The sequence below is a fragment of the Hymenobacter terrigena genome (genome assembly GCF_054776515.1).
In genome coordinates this window covers 1-21,860 of sequence record NZ_BAAHBU010000007.1, presented here as the reverse complement: position 1 = coordinate 21,860, position 21,860 = coordinate 1, and the positions used below count along the sequence as shown (strand labels likewise).

General features: G+C 55.7%; 16 protein-coding genes. 15 read left to right on the top strand and 1 reads right to left on the bottom strand.

Annotated elements, in window-relative coordinates; all coding sequences use genetic code 11:
• Nucleotides 1–42: 42 nt before the first annotated feature.
• The 15 genes from ACYU7Q_RS21650 (at nucleotide 43) to ACYU7Q_RS21580 (ending at nucleotide 20,762) form a co-directional block, all read left to right on the top strand.
• Complete coding sequence (locus ACYU7Q_RS21650) at nucleotides 43–3,201, top strand: SusC/RagA family TonB-linked outer membrane protein (RefSeq protein WP_460611544.1); 3,159 nt, start codon at nucleotides 43–45, stop codon at nucleotides 3,199–3,201.
• Between the two features lie 21 nt (nucleotides 3,202–3,222).
• On the top strand, nucleotides 3,223–4,947 hold the full coding sequence (locus tag ACYU7Q_RS21645; protein WP_460611543.1) for a RagB/SusD family nutrient uptake outer membrane protein: 1,725 nt from the start codon (nucleotides 3,223–3,225) through the stop codon (nucleotides 4,945–4,947).
• Nucleotides 4,948–5,069: 122 nt separating this feature from the next.
• Complete coding sequence (locus tag ACYU7Q_RS21640) at nucleotides 5,070–6,389, top strand: MFS transporter (RefSeq protein ID WP_460611542.1); 1,320 nt, start codon at nucleotides 5,070–5,072, stop codon at nucleotides 6,387–6,389.
• A 63-nt stretch (nucleotides 6,390–6,452) separates the two neighbouring features.
• Nucleotides 6,453–7,346, top strand: coding sequence for a carbohydrate kinase family protein (locus ACYU7Q_RS21635; protein WP_460611541.1), 894 nt, complete (start codon nucleotides 6,453–6,455; stop codon nucleotides 7,344–7,346).
• A 25-nt stretch (nucleotides 7,347–7,371) separates the two neighbouring features.
• On the top strand, nucleotides 7,372–8,895 hold the full coding sequence (locus ACYU7Q_RS21630) for a glycoside hydrolase family 32 protein (protein ID WP_460611540.1): 1,524 nt from the start codon (nucleotides 7,372–7,374) through the stop codon (nucleotides 8,893–8,895).
• A gap of 577 nt (nucleotides 8,896–9,472) precedes the next feature.
• Complete coding sequence (locus ACYU7Q_RS21625; RefSeq protein ID WP_460611539.1) at nucleotides 9,473–10,099, top strand: TMEM175 family protein; 627 nt, start codon at nucleotides 9,473–9,475, stop codon at nucleotides 10,097–10,099.
• A 74-nt stretch (nucleotides 10,100–10,173) separates the two neighbouring features.
• Nucleotides 10,174–10,797 carry a putative quinol monooxygenase gene (locus tag ACYU7Q_RS21620; RefSeq protein ID WP_460611538.1) on the top strand — a complete coding sequence of 208 codons (624 nt, stop codon included), beginning with the start codon at nucleotides 10,174–10,176 and terminating at the stop codon, nucleotides 10,795–10,797.
• Nucleotides 10,798–11,074: 277 nt separating this feature from the next.
• Nucleotides 11,075–11,482, top strand: a complete 408-nt coding sequence (locus ACYU7Q_RS21615) for a HEAT repeat domain-containing protein (protein ID WP_460611537.1) — start codon at nucleotides 11,075–11,077, stop codon at nucleotides 11,480–11,482.
• Between the two features lie 113 nt (nucleotides 11,483–11,595).
• Nucleotides 11,596–11,904: a hypothetical protein gene (locus ACYU7Q_RS21610; RefSeq protein WP_460611536.1), complete on the top strand. Its 309-nt coding sequence runs from the start codon at nucleotides 11,596–11,598 to the stop codon at nucleotides 11,902–11,904.
• Entirely contained in the window at nucleotides 11,876–13,780 is a 1,905-nt protein-coding gene (locus ACYU7Q_RS21605) for an AAA family ATPase (protein WP_460611535.1), read from the top strand. Before ACYU7Q_RS21610 ends, ACYU7Q_RS21605 begins: the two co-directional genes overlap by 29 nt.
• Nucleotides 13,780–14,250 carry a GIY-YIG nuclease family protein gene (locus ACYU7Q_RS21600; protein ID WP_460611534.1) on the top strand — a complete coding sequence of 157 codons (471 nt, stop codon included), beginning with the start codon at nucleotides 13,780–13,782 and terminating at the stop codon, nucleotides 14,248–14,250. Before ACYU7Q_RS21605 ends, ACYU7Q_RS21600 begins: the two co-directional genes overlap by 1 nt.
• Nucleotides 14,251–14,376: 126 nt before the next feature.
• Entirely contained in the window at nucleotides 14,377–15,723 is a 1,347-nt protein-coding gene (locus ACYU7Q_RS21595) for a hypothetical protein (RefSeq protein WP_460611533.1), read from the top strand.
• On the top strand, nucleotides 15,687–16,364 hold the full coding sequence (locus tag ACYU7Q_RS21590; protein WP_460611532.1) for a hypothetical protein: 678 nt from the start codon (nucleotides 15,687–15,689) through the stop codon (nucleotides 16,362–16,364). The genes ACYU7Q_RS21595 and ACYU7Q_RS21590 overlap by 37 nt, the downstream gene beginning before the upstream one ends.
• A gap of 58 nt (nucleotides 16,365–16,422) precedes the next feature.
• A complete protein-coding gene (locus tag ACYU7Q_RS21585) occupies nucleotides 16,423–19,776 on the top strand; it encodes a hypothetical protein (protein WP_460611531.1) in 3,354 nt (1,117 codons plus the stop codon).
• Complete coding sequence (locus ACYU7Q_RS21580; RefSeq protein ID WP_460611530.1) at nucleotides 19,773–20,762, top strand: hypothetical protein; 990 nt, start codon at nucleotides 19,773–19,775, stop codon at nucleotides 20,760–20,762. Before ACYU7Q_RS21585 ends, ACYU7Q_RS21580 begins: the two co-directional genes overlap by 4 nt.
• 1,011 nt (nucleotides 20,763–21,773) lie before the next feature.
• Here the strand turns inward: ACYU7Q_RS21580 and ACYU7Q_RS21575 are convergent.
• On the bottom strand, nucleotides 21,774–21,860 hold an 87-nt coding region (locus ACYU7Q_RS21575), incomplete at its 5' end, for an integrase core domain-containing protein (RefSeq protein ID WP_460608722.1).

Sequence of the window (21,860 nt, the reverse complement as noted above, 5' to 3'; positions counted from 1 at the left end):
GGTCAGGTCTTTTTTCTGCTGTTTCATCCCACTCAAAAACGCATGAACTCACTGCTACATTCTCTTCCGCAAGCGGCGCTGGTGGCGCTGCTCGCTGGCGGCCCGGCCCTGGCCGCGGGCCCTGCCGAAGCCGGCCGGCCGGCCGGCCCCGCTCACGCCAAGACGGCCGACCGGCCCATCACGGGTAAGGTGACCGATGAGAAAGGCGAAGGCCTACCCGGCGTGACGGTACTGGTGAAGGGCACGGCCCTGGGTACCAGCACCGGCCCCGATGGCAGCTTTGCTATCAGTGTGCCCGACAACGCGACGCTGATTTTCTCCTTCGTGGGCTATAAAACCCAGGAGGTGCCGGTGGGCAGCCAAACAACGGTAACGGCCCAGCTGGCGGCCGACGTGGCAGCCCTGGATGAAGTGGTGGTGACCGGCTACCAGACCCAGCGCAAGGCCGACCTGACGGGGGCCGTGTCGGTCATTAAGGTAGATGAGGTGAAAGGCATGACCTCCAGCGACGTGACGCGCAACCTGCAGGGCCGCGTGCCGGGTGTGAACATCACCACCGACGGGGCCCCCGGCAGCGGGGCCACGGTGCGCATCCGCGGCTTCGGCACGCTGGGCAACAACGACCCACTCTACGTCATCGATGGCATTCCGACCAAAGAAGGCATTGGGCAGATTAACCAGAACGACATCGAGAGCATTCAGGTGCTGAAAGACGCTTCGGCGGCCAGCATCTACGGTTCCCGAGCCGGTAATGGCGTGATTATCATCACTACAAAGAAGGCCAAGAAGGGCGCTACCCACATCGATTTTTCCACCTTTTTTACCTTGCAGAAGGCCGGGCCGCACATTCAGATGCTGAACACGCTGGACTACGGCAAGGTGTACTGGCAGGCATCCGCCAACGACCACACCACCCCCAACATCCCGTTTTATAGCTACAAGTCGCACCTGGATGCGGGCGGCCAGCCAGTGCTCGACCAGGTGGTGGTGCCCGAGTTTATCGATGCCGACAAAACCATGCGCTCGGCCGATACCGACTGGTTTAAGCAAACCCAGCAGGATGCTCTTATTCAACAGTACAACCTGAGCCTGAGCAGCGGCGGCGAGCGGGGCGGGGCCCTGTTCTCGCTAAACTTCTACGACAACTCCGGCACGCTGAAATACACGGGGCTGAACCGTTTTACGGCCCGTCTGAACTCGGATTACAACTACTTTGGCGGCAAGCTGAAAGTCGGCGAGAACCTGACGCTGGCCAAAACCCAGCAGGCTCAGTACGACCTGAACCTGATACGCGACCGCAGCAGCCAGCTGCCCTCCATCGTGCCGGTGCACACCGTGGACGGCGTGGGCTGGGGCGGTCCGGTAGCCGGCATGGGCGACCGCGACAACCCGTTGCGCTTGCTGACCGACAACCAGCAGAACCGCTCCAATACCGGCCGGGCGTTTGGCAACGTGTTTGCCGATGCGGAAATCCTGAAGGGCCTGCACCTGCGCACCAGCTTCGGCGTTGATTACAGCCTGTATAAGTACACCGAGCTGTACAAAACGTTCAAGGCCGGCTTTCTCTCAAACCAAGACAACCGGGTAACCGTCAACAACAATTTTGGGGGTAGCTGGACGTGGCAGAACACGTTGAACTACAGCGTGCCGCTGGGCGAAAAGCACCAGTTGGATGTGTTGCTGGGCAACGAGCGCATCAGCTACAATTTTGAGAGCACTTACGCCTCGCGCACCAACTTTGCCACCGAAGACCCCAATTACATTGTGCTGGACGCCGGCGCGGCCAACAAGGACAACGGCGGCTCGGCGACGGCCTACCGGTTGGCCTCGTACTTCGCCAAGGTCAACTACGCGTTTGCCGATAAGTACCTGGCGTCGGCTACCATCCGGCGCGACGGCTCGTCGCGCTTCGGGACGGATAACCAGTTCGGTATTTTCCCGGCCCTGTCGGTGGGCTGGCGCCTGAGCGAAGAGGCTTTCGTGAAGAACAGCGCGCCGTTTATATCCGACTTTAAGCTGCGGGCCGGCTGGGGCCAGACCGGCAACCAAGACATTGCCAACTTTGCCTCCCGCGGCTTGTACCAGTCATTGCTGGGCACCCTGGACCCCAACTTCGACTACGACCACGGCACGGCCTACGACATTTACGGCAACAATACGGCCCTGCCCTCGGGCTACCGCCGCGTGCAGCGCGCCAACCCCAACCTGAAGTGGGAAACCACCACCCAAACCAATGTGGGCGTGGACTTTGGCTTCCTCGACAACAAGCTGACCGGCTCCGTCGACTACTTCGTAAAGAACAGCAAGGACATCCTGGTGAACCTGCCCTACCTGGCCGTGGTGGGCGAGGGAGGCGACCAGTTTGTGAACGGGGCCTCCATCCAAAACAAAGGCTGGGAGTTCCTGCTCGGCTACCAGAATAAGCTGGCCAATGGCCTGACCTACAACATTACGGGCAACGTTTCGACGTTTCGCAACAAGCTTACCTTCCTCCCCGACGAGGTGATTAACGCTTACGGCGGCAACGGAAAGGACGTGACCCGCCTGGGGCACTCCATCAATGCCACCTACGGCTACGTGGCCGATGGCCTATTCCAGAGCGCCGCCGAGGTGAGCGGGGCCCCCACCCAGGTGGGCGCGGCTCCCGGCCGCATTCGCTACAAGGACCTGAACGGCGACGGCAAAATCGACAACTTCGACCAGACCTGGATTTCGGAGGGCGTGCCGGCCTACAGCTACGGCCTGAACCTGGGCGCGGCCTATAAGGGGTTTGACCTGCAGATTTTCCTGCAAGGGGTGCAAGGCCTCTACGCCTACAATAACTCCAAGTTCCGCACCGACTTCTCCTCGCTGGCCTCCGGCGAGAACTGGGGCCAGCGCCTGCTCGACGCGTGGACGCCCGCGAACACCGGTTCGACCATTCCGGCGGCTACCCTCATCAATTCCAACAACGAGGGCCGCGCTTCCACCTACTTCATCGAAAACGCTTCTTACCTGAAGCTGCGCAACGTGCAGCTGGGCTACTCGCTGCCGGCCGAGGTGGCCGGCAAGGTGAAGCTGCAAGGAATACGCGTCTACGTGCAGGCCCAGAATTTCCTGCTTGCCAAAAGCAAGCAGTTCACCGGCCCCGACCCCGAAGTGACGAACTACCAATACCCGGTGCCGCTCATTTACACCACCGGCCTCAACCTTTCCTTCTAAAGCCAGCAAAATTCCCTCGCCATGAAATCGATTAAAACCCTCGCGCTGGCCTGCTCCCTGCTGTCGCTCTCCTTCGGCTGCTCCGACAAGAAATTCCTCGAAGTTGACCCCACCGGCGCCCTGACCGACGAGCAGCTGAATACGCCCGCCAATATTGAAAAGCAGGTGATTGCGGCCTACTCGCAGCTGGGCAACGACGTGTACCGCACGCCTTACACCTCCATGTGGCCCTACGGTAATGTGCGGGCCGGCGATGCCTACAAGGGCGGCGGTGGCACCGCCGACGTGGACGCCTTCCACTTCTACGAAACCTTCACCTTCAACCGCGTCGACGTCGGCAATACCGACGAGCTGTGGTTCCTGCTTTACATCGGCGTGTCGCGCGCCAACGATGCCCTGCGCCGCCTCGATGCCGTGAGCGATGCCGCCATGCCTAATAAGGCCATCCGCCAGGGCGAGGCCCGCTTCCTGCGTGGCCACTTCTACTTTCTGCTGAAAGAGGTGTTCAAGCGCGTCCCCTACATCGACCAAAGCGTGGCGACGAATGACTACGCCACCGTCTCGAACGTGGCCCTGAGCAATGACGCGCTCTGGGGCAAAATTGCCGACGACTTCCGCTTTGCGGCGGCCAACCTACCGGCTACGCAGCCCGAAATCGGCCGGGCCACCAAGTCGGCCGCCCAGGCTTATTTGGCAAAAACACTCCTGTACCAGGCTTACACGCAGAACGATAACAATGCCGTGACGGGCATCGACCAGGCCAAACTGACGGAAGTAGTGGCACTTTGCGACCAAGTGAGCACCGCGGGCTACGCCCTGAATGCCGACTACGCCACCAACTTTCTGACCGTGGGCGACAACAGCCGCGAGTCAGTATTCGCCATCCAGTTCTCGCGCAACGACGGCACGCCCAAGGGCCGCACCGACCGCGGCAACGAACTGAACTACCCCATGAACCCCGACTACGGCTGCTGCAGCTTCCACCAGCCCAGCCAGAACCTGGTGAACGCCTACAAGACCGACGCGCAGGGCTTGCCGCTCTTTACCACTTTCAACAACAGCGACCTGCGGGCCGATACCCCCGCCGACTTCCAGAGCAACGCCGTGGACCCACGCCTCGACCACACCGTGGCCATCCCCACGCACCCGTACAAATACGACCCCTCGTTCGTGTTTCAGAACTCGTGGGTGCGCGTGCCGCAGGTGTACGGCTACTTCATGTCGATGAAGGAGAACGTGTTGCCCTCCGACCCCAGCTTCCAGAAGAATCCGCCCTTTATGAGCACCTCGAAGAACTGGACCGTAATCCGCTACGCCGACGTGCTGCTCTGGAAGGCCGAGGCCCTGATTGAGCTCAACCGGGCTTCGGAGGCACTGCCCATCATCAACCAGATTCGCCAGCGCGCCCAAAACAGCACCGCCAAACTGCGCAACAGCGCCGGCCAGCCCATCTCCAACTACCGCATCGGCCTCTATCCCAGCAGTGGCTGGACGCAGGCCTATGCCCGCGAAGCCCTGCGTTTCGAGCGTCGCCTGGAGTTTGCCATGGAAGGCTACCGCTTTTTCGACCTCACCCGCTGGGGCATCGCCGCCACGTACCTGAACACGTATTTCAGCGTGGAAAAAAACAAGCGCCAGTACCTGGCCACGGCCAATTTCACGGCCGGCCGCGATGAGTACATGCCCATTCCGCTCAACCAAATCAACTTCAGCAAAGGGCTATACAAGCAAAATTCCGGCTGGTAATACAGGGCTTACCCAACTCAGCTCCTGCCCCGTGCCCCGGCAGCATGGTGGGAACAAGTGCCCCAGAAAGCGGGGCGGGAGTTTGAGTTGAGGCGCATGGTTTCACTTCTATTGATGCATCCGTGAAAAATAACGTCTTCTTCTGGTCCATTGTGGTCGCGCTGGGCGGGTTCCTGTTCGGCTTCGATACCGCAGTTATCTCAGGGGCCGAGAAAGCCATCCAGCAGGTGTGGGGCCTCAGCGCCTGGGAGCATGGCCTGACCATCTCCATTGCCCTGATTGGCACTGTGATAGGTGCCATCTTCGGCGGCATTCCTTCTGATGCCCTGGGTCGCCGCCGCACCCTGAGCTGGATTGCGGTGCTCTACCTGGCGTCGGCAGTGGGGGCGGCCTTGTCGCCGGCCTGGGTGCCGTTTATGATATTCCGCTTTTTGGGCGGGCTGGGGGTCGGCGCGTCGTCGGTCACGGCCCCGCTCTACATCTCCGAAGTGTCGCCTCCCGAGTCGCGGGGGCGCATGGTGGGCATGTTCCAGTTCAATGTGGTGTTCGGCATTCTGATGGCGTACCTGTCTAACTACCTGTTGAAAGACATCGGTCCCGACGCCTGGCGCTGGATGCTGGGCGTGCAGGCCGTGCCGGCCATTGTCTTCTTCCTGCTGCTATTCCGCATTCCCGAAAGCCCGCGCTGGCTGCTCCGCGAGCACCGCGTGGAAGAGGCCCGCGCCGTGTTCGAGTGCATCGACCCCGCTACGGCCGAAGAAAACGTGCAAACTATTCTGGTAGCCAATGCCGCTGAGGAAGGTCCCGGCGAGTCGCTGTGGGCGGCGCAGTACCGGCGACCGGTGCTGCTGGCGGTACTCTTCGCCATGTTCAACCAGCTGGCCGGCATCAACGCCATCATCTACTATGCCCCGCGTATTTTCGAGATGACGGGGCTGGGCCAGGGCACGGCGCTGCTCTCGTCGGCGGGCATTGGGCTGGTCAACTTCTGCTTCACGCTGCTGGGGGTCAACATCATCGACCGGTTTGGGCGGCGCAAGCTGATGCTGGTGGGCTCGGTGGGGCTTATTGCTACGCTGGGGCTGGTGGCGCGGGCCTTCTACCTGCAGGAGTTTGGCGGCATGCTGGTACCGGTGCTGCTGTTCGTGTACATCGGCTTTTTTGCTTTCTCACAGGGCGCGGTTATCTGGGTATTCATCTCCGAGATTTTTCCCAGCGCGGTGCGGGCCAAAGGGCAGGCACTGGGCTCCAGCACGCACTGGGTGATGGCCACGGTCATCGCTTTCACCTTTCCCTGGTTTGCCGAGCACCTGGGCGGCGGCAACACGTTTGCCTTCTTCTGCGCCATGATGGTGCTCCAGTTGCTGTACGTGTGGAAAATGATGCCTGAAACCAAAGGCACCACCCTCGAAGCCGCTGATAAGGCACTGGTGCTGCATTAGACCAGCAATTCGCCTTCGCCTACCCCTTGCTTTGACTACAATTAACTGACAACTATTATGGCTATGCTTCCTTCCATTGCCTGCTTCGGCGAAATTCTCTGGGATATCCTGCCCAGCGGCAAGCAGCCAGGCGGCGCGCCTTTCAACGTGGCCGTGCACCTGCACCAGCTGGGGCTGCCGGTGCGCTTTATCAGCCGCGTGGGCGACGATGAGCTGGGTACCGAGCTGCTCGATTTCGTTGAATCAAAAGGTGTAGCCACCGACCTCATCCAGCGTGGCAAAACCCACCTGACCGGCATCGTTAAAGCCAACGTGGACGACGCCAATGAAGTGACCTACAAGATTGTACAGCCCGTAGCCTGGGACTACATTCACTTCGACGCCACCGTAGAGGCCGCCGTGGCTGGTGCCGATGCCTTCGTCTTCGGCAGCCTCGCGGCCCGGCAGGCCGGCACCCGCGAAACCCTTTACCGCTTGCTCGAAATCGCGAAGTTCAAGGTGTTTGACGTGAACATGCGTCCGCCACACTACAACCGCGAGGGGGTGAAGTACCTGCTCAAAAAGGCCAATCTGGTGAAGATGAATCACCACGAACTAGCCGAAATCATTGAGTGGTTTGGGGTCGCCAGTGAGCCGGCCACGGCCATCCCCTGGCTGGCCCAGCGCTTCAATCTACAGGCGGTCTGCGTAACCTGCGGAGCCAATGGGGCTCTGCTCTGGACCAACGGCCAACTCTACCGGGCTTCCGGGGTAGCAGTACAGGTACAGGATACCATCGGCAGCGGCGATGCCTTTCTGGCGGCACTGCTCAAGGGCTGGCTTACGGGCCGCGCTCCGCAGGAGGCGCTGGACTTTGCCTGCGCGGCCGGCGCGCTGGTGGCAACCCATCAAGGGGCCACGCCCGCCTTTAATGAATCCGATATCAGAACGCTAATGAGCGCCCCGGTCACGCAATAATTCAGCTCATCATCTTTTCCGCACCATGAAACGCTTTCTCTTTTCCCTGCTTTGCAGCGCGAGTTTGCTCGCCCACGCGCAGCAGGCCCCCGTGCCACCCGCTACCCCACAGTACCGGCCCGGTTATCATTTCAGCCCCGCCGCGCACTGGATGAACGACCCGAATGGCATGGTCTACTACGAAGGCACGTACCACCTGTTTTACCAGTACTACCCGGCAGCTTCCGTATGGGGGCCCATGCACTGGGGCCACGCCACCAGCACCGATTTGGTCAGTTGGAAAGAACTGCCCATTGCGTTGTTTCCCGACAGTCTGGGCTACATTTTTAGCGGCAGTGCCGTAGTAGATAGTAAGAATACCTCCGGCTTCGGCAAGGATGGCAAGACGCCGCTGGTGGCTATTTTCACCCACCACGACCCCAAGGGCGAGAAGGCCGGGACTCACACCTTTCAGAACCAAAGCCTGGCTTACAGCCTCGATGCCGGTAAAACCTGGACCAAGTACGCCGGCAACCCCGTGCTGAAAAACCCCGGCATTCACGATTTCCGGGACCCGAAAGTGAGCTGGAACGAGGTAGCGAAAAAGTGGATAATGACCCTGGCCACCAAGGACCGCATCACCTTTTTCTCTTCGCCGAACCTGAAGGACTGGACCAAGGAAAGCGAGTTTGGCGAGAAGCTGGGCGCGCATGGCGGCGTATGGGAATGCCCCGACCTGTTCCCGCTCACGCTGAACGGCAAAACCCACTGGGTGCTCATCGTCAATCTGAACCCCGGTGGGCCCAACGGCGGCTCGGGCACGCAGTATTTCGTGGGCAGCTTCGACGGACACAAATTCACCCCGCTCAACGACAAGACGAAATGGGCCGACTACGGCCCGGACAATTATGCGGGCGTGACGTGGGCCAACACCGGCACCCGTAAGATTTTCCTGGGCTGGATGAGCAACTGGGAGTACGCCAACCAAGTGCCCACTTCGCCTTGGCGCAACGCTACTACGCTGCCCCGCGAATTGGCGCTGCGCCAGGTAGGTTCGGAAATCTACCTCACTTCGCAGCCGGTGAAAGAGCTGGCCAAGCTGGCCCAGCCAGCTGTCATTCTTAAAAACCTAAAAGCTTCCGCCGGTTCGCTTGACCTGACCTCTAGGCTTAAGTTCACAGGCGATAAGTTTTCCCTTGCCATGAGCTCGACGCAACTGCGCGATTTTGCGCTGGTGCTGAGCAATACGGCGGGCGAGGAATTGCGCATCGGCTACGACGCAAAGGCCAAGCAATATTTTATTGACCGCAGCAAGGCGGGGCCGTCGGGGTTCAGTCCCCGGTTTGCCGGGCGACATACCACCCCGCGCCTGGCTACACTCCCCGCCGCCGACCTCACGCTGTACTTCGATGCTACTTCCGTGGAACTGTTTGGCGATGGCGGCCTAAGCACGGCTACGGAGCTATTTTTTCCAAGCAAGCCGTTCACGGCCATCCGGCTGGAAGCCCCCGAGGGACTAACGATGCAGCTTCTGGCTTATAGTCAACTAGCCAGTGCTTTGCCGAAATAGGCCAATTAATGGCTCGTTTTTCTGAACAACCCTGCCGCTAAGTCAAAGCCCTGCTGGTTTACGCCATCAGGGCTTTGACTTAGCGGCAGGGTTGTTCAGAAAAACGGACAGGACAAGACAAGTCCGTGTAGCCCCGAGCGAAGCGATAGCCGGGCGGCCGGCAGTGCGACCTCTTCCGCGCGGTTCGCCGGCCGCCCAGCGCGTAGGCGACGACCGGACGGGTGCGTCAACGGGCCGTGGCGGGGCCAGCGTCGGGCTCCGTGGCGGCAGTTACCGGGCTTTTTTACCCACGCCGCGCCCGTCCGGTGCCTGGGCGCACGAAGCGGCGCGTCAGCCCCCGCGGGACGGCGACTACCAGAGGCGCCAGCTTTCTGCTTTCTGCTTCCGCCTGGCATGCTTGTCGAGCGAGGCACGAGGGGAAACCGATGCTGCAACGATTACGGGTTTATCCTGGCAAATATCCGTAGTAATCCGGTGGCCCATAATGGAAGGGGGGCGTATAACTGACAGCTGAAAAGAGGGTTGACGCTTAAAGGCGGCTTCGGTGTTTCAGGGCATTTACTGGTGAACAGCTCGTATGCACAACCATCGACCCACAGACCGGCTCGAATATTTCAGCGACGCGGTGTTGGCCATCGCGGCAACCTTGCTGGCGACCGAACTGCCCAAGCCCGAAACGGAAACGGGCTTGCTGCAGGCGATTGGGAACCACTGGCCGCATTATGCGGCCTTCGCGGCGTCGTTCCTGTTCATCTGCATTGCCTGGTCCAACCACCACAACATGTTTAGGTACATCAAGCAGACGGACCAGTACCTGCTTATCCTGAATATCTTGTTTTTGATGTTTGTTACCCTGCAATCCTTTACCACCGGGCTCTTGGCCCGTCAGGTCGGCAAACCCGACGAACGCACGGCCGCCCTGATTTACCACGGGACGTTGGTGTTGATGACCTTGTTCTATAATTGTACCTGGTGGTACGCCATTAGCCGGGATGAACTCTTGGAAGACGGCACCGATAAGCGGCTCCTTCGTCGGCTGACCAAAGAATATGCCATTGCCCCTGCGCTGCACCTGGCCGCCTTAACCATCTGCCTGTGGAGCGTCCCGTGGAGCATCATGCCCGTGGTGCTGCTGTACGTCTACTTTGCCTTGCCGCGGCTGAGTGAAAAAAGGATGAAACAGGAAAACCCAACGCAGGAATAGACAAGCATAGAAACCGGTTAATCTCTAGCGCTTTAGTAGACGAAGTTTAAAGAATCATGTTAATTCATTGAGCCATGACTATGACTACGAAAGGATTGCTCGTTCGTTTAGAGGCGAAACATGGCAAAGATGACGAGGTGGAAGCTTTTCTTTCTTCTGCCCTTCCATTAGTACGGCAGGAGGCCGGAACAAAAGCCTGGTTTGCCGTTCGTTTTGGCCGGTCTGAATACGGCATCGTCGATTTCTTCCCTGAGGAAGAATCCCGCAATGCCCATCTTAACGGGGCGGTTGCCAGCGCCTTGCTGCAAAAAGCAGATGAATTATTTGAAACCTCCCCGCACATCCAGAAAATCGAGGTACTGGCCAGCAAACGACCCTCCCAACCGCCCGCGGAACCGAATACAAAAGGACTATTGCTCACCTTTAAGGCGAAAGAGGGCCACGAGCAGGAGGTGGTACAATTTTTAAAAGATGCCCAGCCGTTGGCCATGGCAGAAGAAGAGACCATTGCGTGGTTTGCCATCCGCCTGCCCAATGGGGAGTATGGCATTTTCGATGTTTTTCCTGACAACGGTGCCCGTTTAAAACACCTCGCGGGCCGTATTCCCCAGGAATTAACCAAACATGCGCTCTCGCTGCTGGGCAGTTTCCCGGATATGGATTTGCTTAAGGTTACGGCAGAGAATTTTAATCCTTGATTAAATTAACAACAACCGGACTGCTTCGGCCGATAAAGCCGATATCATCCGAGGCGCTGAGGAGGAAGATTTCATTGCTTCTCGTCCGGAGGATGATTTTCTTTTCGCCCAAGGTGGATGTTTCACCGCTTTATTGAAGTTCAAAACCAGGACGTTCAGGTGGCCGTTCAGGGGTTGACGGATAAGCCTGATAGGAGCAAGCTGATTTGTGAGATTCACGAAATGGGCACGTTTGAGTGTCGTTCCGGGACGGTTGCGGTGATGTCAGCGCGAACAAATGGTTGTAGATATCGCCTCCCTGAAAGCAAACTTTGTCTCCTCCGATTGGGCCATCGCCGAGCCTGCGCTGGATGAACTCGTCAGCCGGGGTAGAGAGGAGGTCCTTGCCTTTCTCGTCTCCTTCCTGACTGGCACGGATGTGGTGCTGCGGAACCGCGCCGCCATTGTCTTGCATGACTTGGCGGACAACCAAGCCCTTGAGCCCCTGTCGCAAGCCATTTTCAACAAAGAGAACGAAAACCATCGCGGGACCTTAGTGTACGCCCTAGCTACATTGGATTGTTCGCATCTGTTGGTTCCGCTTTTTGACTTGCTTTTATACGGCAATGCCGAAGTCAAAATGGGGGCAATGAGTGTATTGAACAACCAGCGTTATGATGGCCTGTTCCTTCAGGCCTGTTTATGAATAGATACGAGTCCGGTTTATGGCGCCCAGTTAGCGTGCTGGCGGCCGGATGGTGCTGGAGCAAAGGGTTGATGCAACCTTACGGGCCTAGGAGTTGCTAAAGTGCTGCTGCCATGCCGCTTCCAATCGAAGGCTGCTCAGCTGGGGCTACCAGGCTCGGAGTGCCCACGCACCAGTTGGATATTCTGACAACTTTGGGGCAAGACATTTGGGTAGAAACCGAAGAAGCTGGCGCAGCCAGAATGGCGACCATTATTCTACGGCTGTTCCGCCGCTGGCAGCAGCCCGAATCCATCGTGCGCAATCGGCTGAAGTTGGCAGCAGTGCGAATGCCGGAGTGGTTGGGGCTATTTTTTCGGTGTAAATCCTTCACGTTAATTTCTGTACCCACCTGTGCAACGCATCACCAAGCTGACACTTAAGAACTTTAAGGGTTTTCGTTACCAAGAATTTCCCATTGAGCGGCGGCACACGCTGATTTTTGGTAACAACGGAGCTGGCAAGTCGTCGGTGTACTGGGCTTTGCACGCGTTACTCCACAGTACGACCAAGCCAGCACCGGTAGTAGCCAAATACTTTGCCTTTCCTGACCAGTACAATCCCGCTACGAACGAGTGTTTGCGCAATGTGTTTGCTCCTGCAACGGATGAAGCCTACGTGGAAATGGCGTATTGTGCACCGGGACAAACCGCGCATACCGACCGCATTGAGGCAACTGGAACAACCACCGAGAAAGATAAAAACGCGGACTTGTACGCCGCGTTTCTAGCCTCTGACTTCGTTCACTACCGCTTTTTGCAAGACGTTTTTGCCAATACGAACCGACACGGCATTGACTTGTGGCCGGTATTTGAGCGCGACATATTTCCGTATTTCAGCCCCGATGGCACCGGATCGGAAGTACTGGGCGACGTGTGGAAAGAGCTATTTGCCGGCCCACCGAAAGGCCCTGGCGGGCAACGCACGGTAAAAGTTGGCACTAGGCAAATGCAGGCTTATGAGCAACGCCTCAATACCTTCAATTCTACGCTGGCCGTGTTCATGAGTAGCGTTACCGAAAAAGCCAACAAATTTTTAAAGCAACGCTTTTTCGATGGCAACGAAGACACCATAAAATTTAGAATTAGCGTCTCTTACCAAGCACTCATAACCCGCGAGGAATTGCAAAGGGGCATCCTTCGCCACAATCGTTTACCACTACTAGTAGAACGACCCGACCCAGCCAGAAAAGGTGAATGGTTGCCGGTACCCCGCCCACAAGCTTTCTTAAACGAGGCACAACTTACCAGAATTGCGCTGGCACTCCGTCTAGGTGCGCTAGACACCCGCCCTTCCCTTGCCAATTTTCGCCTGCTCTGCTTAGACGACCTGCTCATCAGCCTAGACATGGTGAATCGGCAACACGTACTAGAGTGGCTGTTCGACAAGCAAAGCGCCATTACTACCAACTATCAGATCTTTTTCTTCACTCATGACCGGGAGTTGTTCAAGATGGTGCGGCACTACGCTACCACCCGCCAAGCCGACGAGTGGAACATTTTCGAATTATTGGTGAACGACGACCTGCCACCCCACGAGCGGGAGCCGCATTTGCTGACCGATTACGCTGATTTTTACGAGCAAGCCCAACGACACTATAACAACGGCGAATACGCAGCGTGTGCGAATTATTTGCGCAAGGAAGCAGAGCACGTTATGAAGCAGTTTCTTAGCCCCGCCCAGCTTTATGTGGAACCGCGAGAAAACGGGGACCCTGGCTTCAAAAATTTAGGTGACCTATTAGGGGAAATGCAACAGACGTTTAACGACCATAACGTTGAAATGGGCAAGCTACGCGACCTGAAATGGACATTGAGCAGTGTACTAAATTCAATGTCTCATGACAGCTATGGTACGCAAACATATCAATCAGAATTGCGCCAACTTCTATTCGGAATCTTCCCTGAACTACGCGAATTAAAAAGCAGTGTGCTAGTAGCAGTGAAGGAGCCGCAAGGGTCATTCGTCAAATTTGTCGAAACCGACGCGATAGGAGTTGAACACATTTACACTGTGCGGCTTTATGAGAGCTTGCGAGAAATAGTTTTTCCCGGTGGCATTCGCAAAGCTTCTTTCCCCAAATGCCGGCTTCAGAAACACGAAGCTCGTGGTTTTGAAGTAGTATTACTGCCTTCCGAAGCCAAGTTTACCAAAGAATGTCCTAGTACACTGCGCCAGATTCAGACACTTGTGCGTAAACAACTTCATGGCCCTTTGCAAGCGTCGGAGTTGCTTGCGGCCTTACGACTAACAGCTTAGTGACCTTTACCGAACAGCTAGCCCAGCTGCCCGCCCTGCTAGCCGACCTCAAAGCCTGCCCGCCGGCCGCTCGCGCCGAGCTAGCCCAGCGCATTCTCAAGAACACGCCCGGCATCTACGCCTTCTACCACGACGACCAGCCCGTGTACGTGGGCCGCACCCGCGACCTGCGCCGGCGCCTGAACGAGCACAGCCGCCCCAAATCGTCGCATTACAGCGCCTCGTTTGCGTTTCTGCGGGCGTGGCACTCGGCTGAGGCGGCCGGGCACACAGCTAGCTTAGCGGGTAAGTCTCGCTCGGCATTGGCGGGGCATGAGGTGTTCGGGCCGCTGTTTGTGGCCGAGAAGCTTGCCGTGTCAGGCATGACCGTGCGCTGGGTAAAAGTAGCTGATGCCGTGACGCAGGCGCTGCTAGAGGTGTACGCGGCGCTAGAATTGCAGACACCGTTCAACTCATTCGAGACGAGCTAGCACCTTATATCAGCTTGCTATATACTAGCCCAATAGTGCTTAGAAAGAGCTCCAATTAAGCCATTCTAATGACTAAACAAAATAAAGCTTGTCCTTCTACGCCAGTTGTTTTAACCTTGTGGTGCTATGCAGGACAAGGTTTATTTGTATCAACAGGTTCGCGAAGATTACAAGCGGCTTTTTCCCGGCCAGCGAGCCATTTTGGCCCTGGTATACCTGTACGAGCAATTCGGGCCGGCTCACGCCGGCGGGCAGGTGTTTACGGAAGATGACCTGAGCGAAGCTATGCACAGAGTAGCTGCTGATGAGCCTGCGGCAACCGATGAGTTAGGTTCGCGGGCGGCACATCAGCAGTGGCGGCACCTACAACAGTACTTACTGGAACGCGACCGTGATACCCATACCTACCGCTTCACGGTATTCGGATTGGCCTTGTGTCAAGGTTTGCAGAAGGTGTTTACTGAGCAGGTAAATCCAGCGCAAGTAGCACAAACCTTTGTCACATTGCGCCGCACACTCGAAGACGGCGACTTACTGCATTGGGTGCAAACGGTACTGCCTGAACTGCGCGGCGTTATTCAGCAACATGTTGAAACCCTAGCCGAAAACCTACGCATCGAGCTACGTAAACTGCGGCGTCGTACTGACCATGACGACGAATCCCTCAACTTGTTGGTCAAGCGCGTGAGCGAAGCATTAGCCGAGCTAAGCCAACAAGCGGCTGAGTTACGAGCCGCCTTCGGGCAAGCCAGTGAACTTGACACTGAGCTAGAACGGCGCTGGCAAAGCCAGGGCGTGTCCGACGCAGAGATTGAAGCGCAACTTCGGGCCGGCGTAGGCCAAGCTCGCGACTTTCTGGAACACACGCATCAGCGCCTGCGTAGCCTCGAGCGCCGTCTCAGTCTGGTACAGCCGCGCATACGCGATTTATTCGGCAACCTGCGTAAACTGCAGTTCGACCGCAATTCTGAGCGCTTACTCGATGCTTTTTTACACCCTGACCTACCACCGGGCACTTGGCCGGCGGGGCTGCAACCAAAATCGCCTGGGCCGCCGACTCAGAGCTATTGCTTGCTAGGTGGCCGCACCGAGCGGGCGCTACCGCCACAACCAGTGCCAGCTCGCTCGCGCCTACCCCAACCTGAAGCCGAAGCGGCCTTTGGCCGCCAAACCCAGGCACAATGGGATGTGCAACAGCGAATAACCTACTGGCTTAATGAGCTTACGCAGGCAGTAGAAGCTCATGCGGCGGAAGGCTTCCCGTTTATCGAATTGGCTCACCGAATCGGGCAAACCGAGGGGCCTCAAGCCTTCGCAATACTAGCCCGACTACTGGCCCAATTACGGCGGCATGTGGCCCCACGTCGCGGCTGGACGCTACATCCTGACCCTACTGCGGAAGAACATTTGACTATTCCCGCCTACACCCTCACGCTATGGAAACTTCGTATTCGCCCAGCCCCGAAGAGCTGAGCGCCTTTTGGCAGCACCCCGATACACTAACTCACTTCGGCACACTTGAGCTGACCTTACGCAGTGGTACTCATTTACAAGCAGCACATCCCGAGCAGTCTACATTAGTACGCTATCTACGACAGCATTATACACTGCTGAATTACCATTTCAGCACCGTATATAGCTGGCAGTTGGTAAAGGAAGGCAGCCTGAACGAGCCGTACTATTTTTTAGCACCGCTGCTAGGAGCCGGAGCTCAGCAACCCCTGAAGTTTCGCCGAGAATTTGGACCTGAGTACGTTATCGTGGCTTTGCTGCTGTGTAAGGTTAGCATAATTGACTATCAGATAACCGATTTTGCATCGGCCGACGACTTACTGCAGCAGTTGCAAGATGAGTACGAGCCATACCGCGAAGGATTATTCTGGCACCTGGCCCACGTTAAAGGCGACGTCGAAATAGCGCCCGATAAGAAGAAAGTAATTGGCTGGCTAAAACGCTGCTTTAAAGAATATAAACGCTTAGGCTGGCTGTATGAGCACCCAGACGGGCGTCTTGAGGTAATGCCAGCCCTTGACCGTATTCGGGAAATGTACGAGGTAGAAATTAAGACCTTAGCCACCCGCTACCAAACCCCATCGACGTCGCCGGCTGCTTAGCCTTACGCTACTTATGCAACTAGCCTTCCAATACCCCCGCCTCTATAGTCTATCGACTGTGGGCATTATCTACCACGGCGATTGCGACTATGTGTTGCACCCCCACTGCACCAGCTTCGCCGGCGACAGCGGCGTTGGCAAAAGTATTGTAGCCGATTTGTTGCAATTACTTTTTACCGGCCCTGGTGTGTATGAATCGGCCACGCGTAGCCAGCAACCGCGCAAGCTACCCGGCCTGGTAGCCGAAGGGTTGGCTTACGCTTATGCCAACGTTGAAACTGCCCACGGTCAGTATGTGGGTATAGGCTGCTACCTCGAAGCGTCTGGTGCGGCCTATCCATTTGTTGTGCACGCAGGTTACCATGAAACTGAGCTTATCCGCTTCAGCCAGCCGCTGGGTTTCCGTGATTTCCTGCTCGACGGGCAAATAAAGCCCTTCAAGACTTGGGCCGACCGTTTGCGCCACCACCCACAGGGCGTCAGCACCCAGATGTTCCCTAACAACTACCGGCGTTACCATCAGCTGTTGTACCAGCAGCATATCCTGCCTCTAGATGTAGGTAGCAGCGAAGACCTGCTAAAAAACTACGCTAAAATCATCCGTTCATTTGCCCGGAGTGGCGAGTTGGAGAAAGGCACCATCGACTATATAGATTTTCTATTTGGTAAGGAGGCCAAGGAATCCATATGGACCGACTATCAGAAGCTGCTGGAGGAATTTGAACGAGATGGACGCGAACAACACGTTCAGCATAAGCTAATTGAGGACACCAAAAATAAGGTTACCGACTTTCGCGAATTGCTTGACCTGCGTGGGAAGGCGCAGCATTTTGCCACAAAGCAGGTGCGTTATTGCCATTATCAACTGAGTAAAACTCAACAAGAGTTGTCAACACAACAGCTTACCAGCCAACAGCATCATTTATCCTATTTCTGCTTGCAAGCTGAAGTGCTTCGACGTAAAACCGATACTGCCTACCAGACGCAACAGGCGCACGCGCAAGCAACTCTTCGCAAGCCTGAGTTAACCAGACGTCTTCCTCAGCTTAGCCATGACGTTGAGGAGGCTAAAAAGGCTGAAGAAGCACAAAAAGGACTAGTACAACACATAGAAGCGAAACGCACCGATGCCAAGCAAGTAGAACAATGGCTTACAAGCCCTATGGGACCGACCCCAACCGACCTACTGCAGAGCCAACGGCAGCAAGAGCGGCGCCGGGTCGAGAGGCGGCAATTAGATGAGTTCCTTCAGTACCTCGATAAACAACAACTAAACGAGGCACTTAGGGCATCAGTATGGGCCAACAATTCACCTATTGGCGACTATCGCACTTACTTAAGCGATATGCATAACCGCCTAGTCGCTGCCGAGCAACTCCAACAGTTCAATGACTTAAACGACGAAGATTCACTGGCGCGTTGGGCATTGACGCAGAGTGTGGCCTTGAGCCGGGAGCAAGAAAGTATATTGGCTCACTTCAGCAGCTTACCCAAACTGCGAACTCGTACAGCAGCACCCAATCAACGGTACTTAGCCGACCCGGCGGCTTTGCTGGCCTTACCTCTACCGGAGTTGCTAGGTAGCAATGAGTCGGGGTTTTGGCTCGATTTACGAGGTGTTGGAGAATGGATACTTCGCCTGAAAGCTGAACATTGTATTTTTTTCAACAGTGATAAGGAGCGTATTACAGCTTTGCTTGCTCAACGTGCCGCAGCAGCGGAGCAAACAGTAGAGGAATTACGAGGACAAGTACAAGTTGAGCAGCAATTACAAGAAGCACTGGAAGCCTATGGTGACTGGCTAACTGGTTTACGGCTTTACGCTCGCCGCGAGGAACTTGCTGCTACCGCAGCCGTCGACGCAGCTAACATGCTGCCTGAAGAGAGCAAGTTGCACGAAATGCTGCAACACTATGCTGACCGTTCGCAGCTTGAACACGACTGGCAGACCGCCCAGCACAACCACAACGCGGCTGTTGAGCAACTTGCTAATTGTGAGCACGCCGTTACAGAAATTCAGAAGGAATTAGCGAAATGTGACCAAATCTTGCAAGCTGGCCTACGAGAGGAATTAGATAAACAAGTTAAAGAATCCACAGAGCTGCAGCAGACTTCACATGATGAGTTAATCCAGTGGCTGAACGAAAATCATTTGGATTTTACATTCTACCAAGCTCATGTTGTAGAAGGTATAGAAATACCCATGGCGGAAGTAGAGCAGGACAAACTTATCGGGAGTTGTGCCACCTATAAGGAAAAATGCAGCGCGGGCTTCAACGACATTGAAAGAGCAAAAGAAGCACTCATTAAGAGCCAGAAAGAAGTTGCTGATGCTGAGCAACGTTTTCAAAAACTAACAGGCCAATTGCCTCAATTCGAAAAAAACGATAATATTCTGCCCGAGCCCAATGAAGTAGCCGCTCGAAAAGCAGAGCAAGAGTATGAGACTTGCTTTCGGGTATTAGCCACGCCATTAGGCAGCAACGGCACTCGCCTTACCCCCGGCGAACCTGCAGCTCTTATTCAACGGGCTGTGCCGGATGCTGTTAAAACATACCTCGACCAACCAGAAGAAGCACTCCACGAATTGCTGGTCTACTTGGAAGAAATCAGCGCACAGAGCAACCAACTAACTGAGCATAAATTAAATCGCCTAGGCGAAGTATTGAACAGAGTGCGTACAACAGTAACTGCTTATCGAAACGAGATACAGGAATTAGAAAGCTATTTTCGACGAGGTGAAGCTGGTATTGCTGGTGGCTTTAGTGCCAAACTACGCGTCTCGCTGGCGTCAGAATACCCGCTGGAATGGTTACACCATTTTCAGGATATGCTCCGTGCTAAAGCCCGAGGCGAAGTTGGTGCCCTTGATGGGCTACGCCAGTCTGAAACGTTGCTTAAACTCATGCGTGCCGCCTACATTGAAAAAGGGGGTAAAAACCAGCAGGCTATCGCAGAGGAGCTGCTCGACCCTAAATCGTATTTGCGTCTCACTTACCACATGGAAGCTGAAGGCCAAATCAACCACGGTAGCACTGGTCAAACGTTTATGGCCGCCGCATTGCTCAACATAGCTCGGCTCTCGCTTATTGGCCGCGATGGACGACTACATAAGCGGCGTCCAGGCATACGGTTTATGCCTATTGACGAAGCCGCAGGCCTAGGCAGCAATTATAATAATTTGCTGAAGCTAGCCGCACAACAAGGCTATCAGGTGGTTTCACTAGCTATTGAACCCGTCTTGGACGCCGACCCAGCAACTGTAGCCTACCACCGTATTTACGTGCTGGGCGCTGGCCAACCCAAAGCAAAGCTTAACCTTACGCCCATGATGCTCCGAGGTACTAAGGCTGAACCGATTAACGAGGATGATTTTTACGCTTCACCTGTGGACCTATTCACTCAGCCATGACTCATATCAATCCTCTATTCCTGACCTCAGAATTCACGTGGCGGCATTTACGAGCTTTACATAAGTTACGCCATGAGGGAGAAACGCAAGCCAGCCTTAAAGGCCCTTATTTTGACTTCCTATTCAAGCAGGGATTCATAGATTATAAACCGTCTACTACAAATATTAAGGTTAAACGTCCAGGCTTTGACCAAGAATATGACCAGCATATCCAGGTAGTGTATGACTGGGCTTATGGCTTTTTGTCGCTCTTTGAGCTTGATGAGCCAAATTCCCCACTCACCTTGCTAGACATCTATAACTTAGAACAAGTAGTAGACCAAGTGGATGTAGTAGTGAAAGGTGGCTTTACGCAACGACAAGCAGGCAGTAATTTCTTTGGTGGGGCCAAAGTCTTAAAACAAAGCAAAACACTAAATGCAGCTTACTTAAAAGTTACCAACCAACTTGATTATCCTGAGCTTAACGATATTCGAGATAGAGCCTTAACAGTAAGCGGCTGCCCTAACGCTCGGCGTATCTTATTGTGTGAAAATGAGGACTACTTACTGCAACCTCACGTAGCGCGGGCATTGCAAACAAGTCTCTGGTTCACAGGCGGCAATAATTTGAAGCCGCTTTTCCACTCCCCAGACCCAAATCCGGAATTTTATTATGCCTGCGACTGGGACTACGACGGCTTAATGATATTTCGTCGAATTTGGGCACTGTACGCTGCTCGTAATCAGCGTATCACTTTACTTACGCCAGTAGTCAACGCCCCCCGAAAACATACTAATTCGCCACAACATGCCAGCAAATGGAAAAGTGACTTCTGGACAAATAAGATAGAAAGCCGAGCACCAGCGGCGCAGGTTTTCTCGGCGGAACAGCGTAAACTTATCGAAGAGCTTATTACTACAGACAATTGGATTGAGGAAGAGAGTAGCAAACTACCAGAATTACTAGCATCCAATGGACTATTAGCCAACGGTCAAATTACTTAAAATCTTTATTACACCATTACATACTGTAGCATTAGTAATAATTATCAGGTTGAGGTGGTCTATTGGAAACGGACAGCGAGAAGTCTTAACTTCCGCTATTCATGACTGAAAAACTAAACTGAGGTGGTCAGGTAACAACAGAAAGTGGCAAGTCTTACCTTCTACCGCTCATGCCCAATAAAACACTTCCAAGCGGCTCACCGCTGACCTGCAAGAAATATACGCCGGCCTTCAAAGCCGCATGCGTGCGCTAAGTGGCCGCTGGGGACCGGCAACAGACGTGGTCCGCGACCAGGGCCTGTCACCCGCCTTGCTCGGCCGCTGGCAGCGCCAGGCGTTAGCCGAGGCCGTACCCAGCAGCACAGAACGAGATGAGATTAAGCGCTTGCGCGCCGAACTCAAACGCGTGGAACAGGAGCGCGACATTTTAAAAAAAGTCGTGATTAATGCCTGCTTCATGCGCAGACTCTCCCAACCGCCTCCATCGTGAGCCGTTACCAGTTCATCGAGCAGATTGCGGCCACCGAGCCTGTGCAGGTGCTCTGCCGCGTGCTACAGGTCGGTGCCGCGGGCTATTATCAGTGTCAGAGCCGGGCAGCGCGCCCAACGCCCGTTTGGGAGCCTACGGCCACCGCCGCCTTTTCGCGCCATGCCCAGCGCTATGACACCCGACGCCTGCGGGCAGAATGGCGCGTTGAGGGGCACGCTGTCGGGCACCATACCCTGCGTACCTGGCTGCGTCGCTGCGGCTTGCGAGCGCTGAGTACTCATCCGCAACGCCCGCGTACCACCGTGGCCGACCCAGCGGCAGTCGTGGCCAAAACCTGCTCCTCGGCCAGCCCGCGCCCGCCGCGCCTAATCAGGTGTGGGCCGGTGACACCACGTACTTGTCCCTCATCGGCGGGCGCTGGTGTTATCTGGCCACTTGACGCGATACCTACTCGCGGCGCGTAGTCAGCTGGCACCTCGACTGTACGCTTCCCCATTCGGTAAGCCAGTAGTAAGCAGAGGTTAAGCAGCTTGTTTAAATTCGATGGGGGTCATAAAATTCAAGGCCTGGTGCGGCCGTTGGGTGTTGTAGTCGAGCATCCACTCGTC

Bases quoted from the DNA above. Each gene is read 5' to 3' on its own strand.
- ACYU7Q_RS21580 (WP_460611530.1), top strand. From the start codon at position 19,773: ATGACTCATATCAATCCTCTATTCCTGACCTCAGAATTCACGTGGCGG.
- ACYU7Q_RS21635 (WP_460611541.1), top strand. From the start codon at position 6,453: ATGCTTCCTTCCATTGCCTGCTTCGGCGAAATTCTCTGGGATATCCTG.
- ACYU7Q_RS21630 (WP_460611540.1), top strand. From the start codon at position 7,372: ATGAAACGCTTTCTCTTTTCCCTGCTTTGCAGCGCGAGTTTGCTCGCC.
- ACYU7Q_RS21625 (WP_460611539.1), top strand. From the start codon at position 9,473: ATGCACAACCATCGACCCACAGACCGGCTCGAATATTTCAGCGACGCG.
- ACYU7Q_RS21590 (WP_460611532.1), top strand. From the start codon at position 15,687: ATGGAAACTTCGTATTCGCCCAGCCCCGAAGAGCTGAGCGCCTTTTGG.
- ACYU7Q_RS21650 (WP_460611544.1), top strand. From the start codon at position 43: ATGAACTCACTGCTACATTCTCTTCCGCAAGCGGCGCTGGTGGCGCTG.
- ACYU7Q_RS21610 (WP_460611536.1), top strand. From the start codon at position 11,596: ATGCCGCTTCCAATCGAAGGCTGCTCAGCTGGGGCTACCAGGCTCGGA.
- ACYU7Q_RS21645 (WP_460611543.1), top strand. From the start codon at position 3,223: ATGAAATCGATTAAAACCCTCGCGCTGGCCTGCTCCCTGCTGTCGCTC.
- ACYU7Q_RS21595 (WP_460611533.1), top strand. From the start codon at position 14,377: ATGCAGGACAAGGTTTATTTGTATCAACAGGTTCGCGAAGATTACAAG.
- ACYU7Q_RS21620 (WP_460611538.1), top strand. From the start codon at position 10,174: ATGACTATGACTACGAAAGGATTGCTCGTTCGTTTAGAGGCGAAACAT.
- ACYU7Q_RS21615 (WP_460611537.1), top strand. From the start codon at position 11,075: ATGGTTGTAGATATCGCCTCCCTGAAAGCAAACTTTGTCTCCTCCGAT.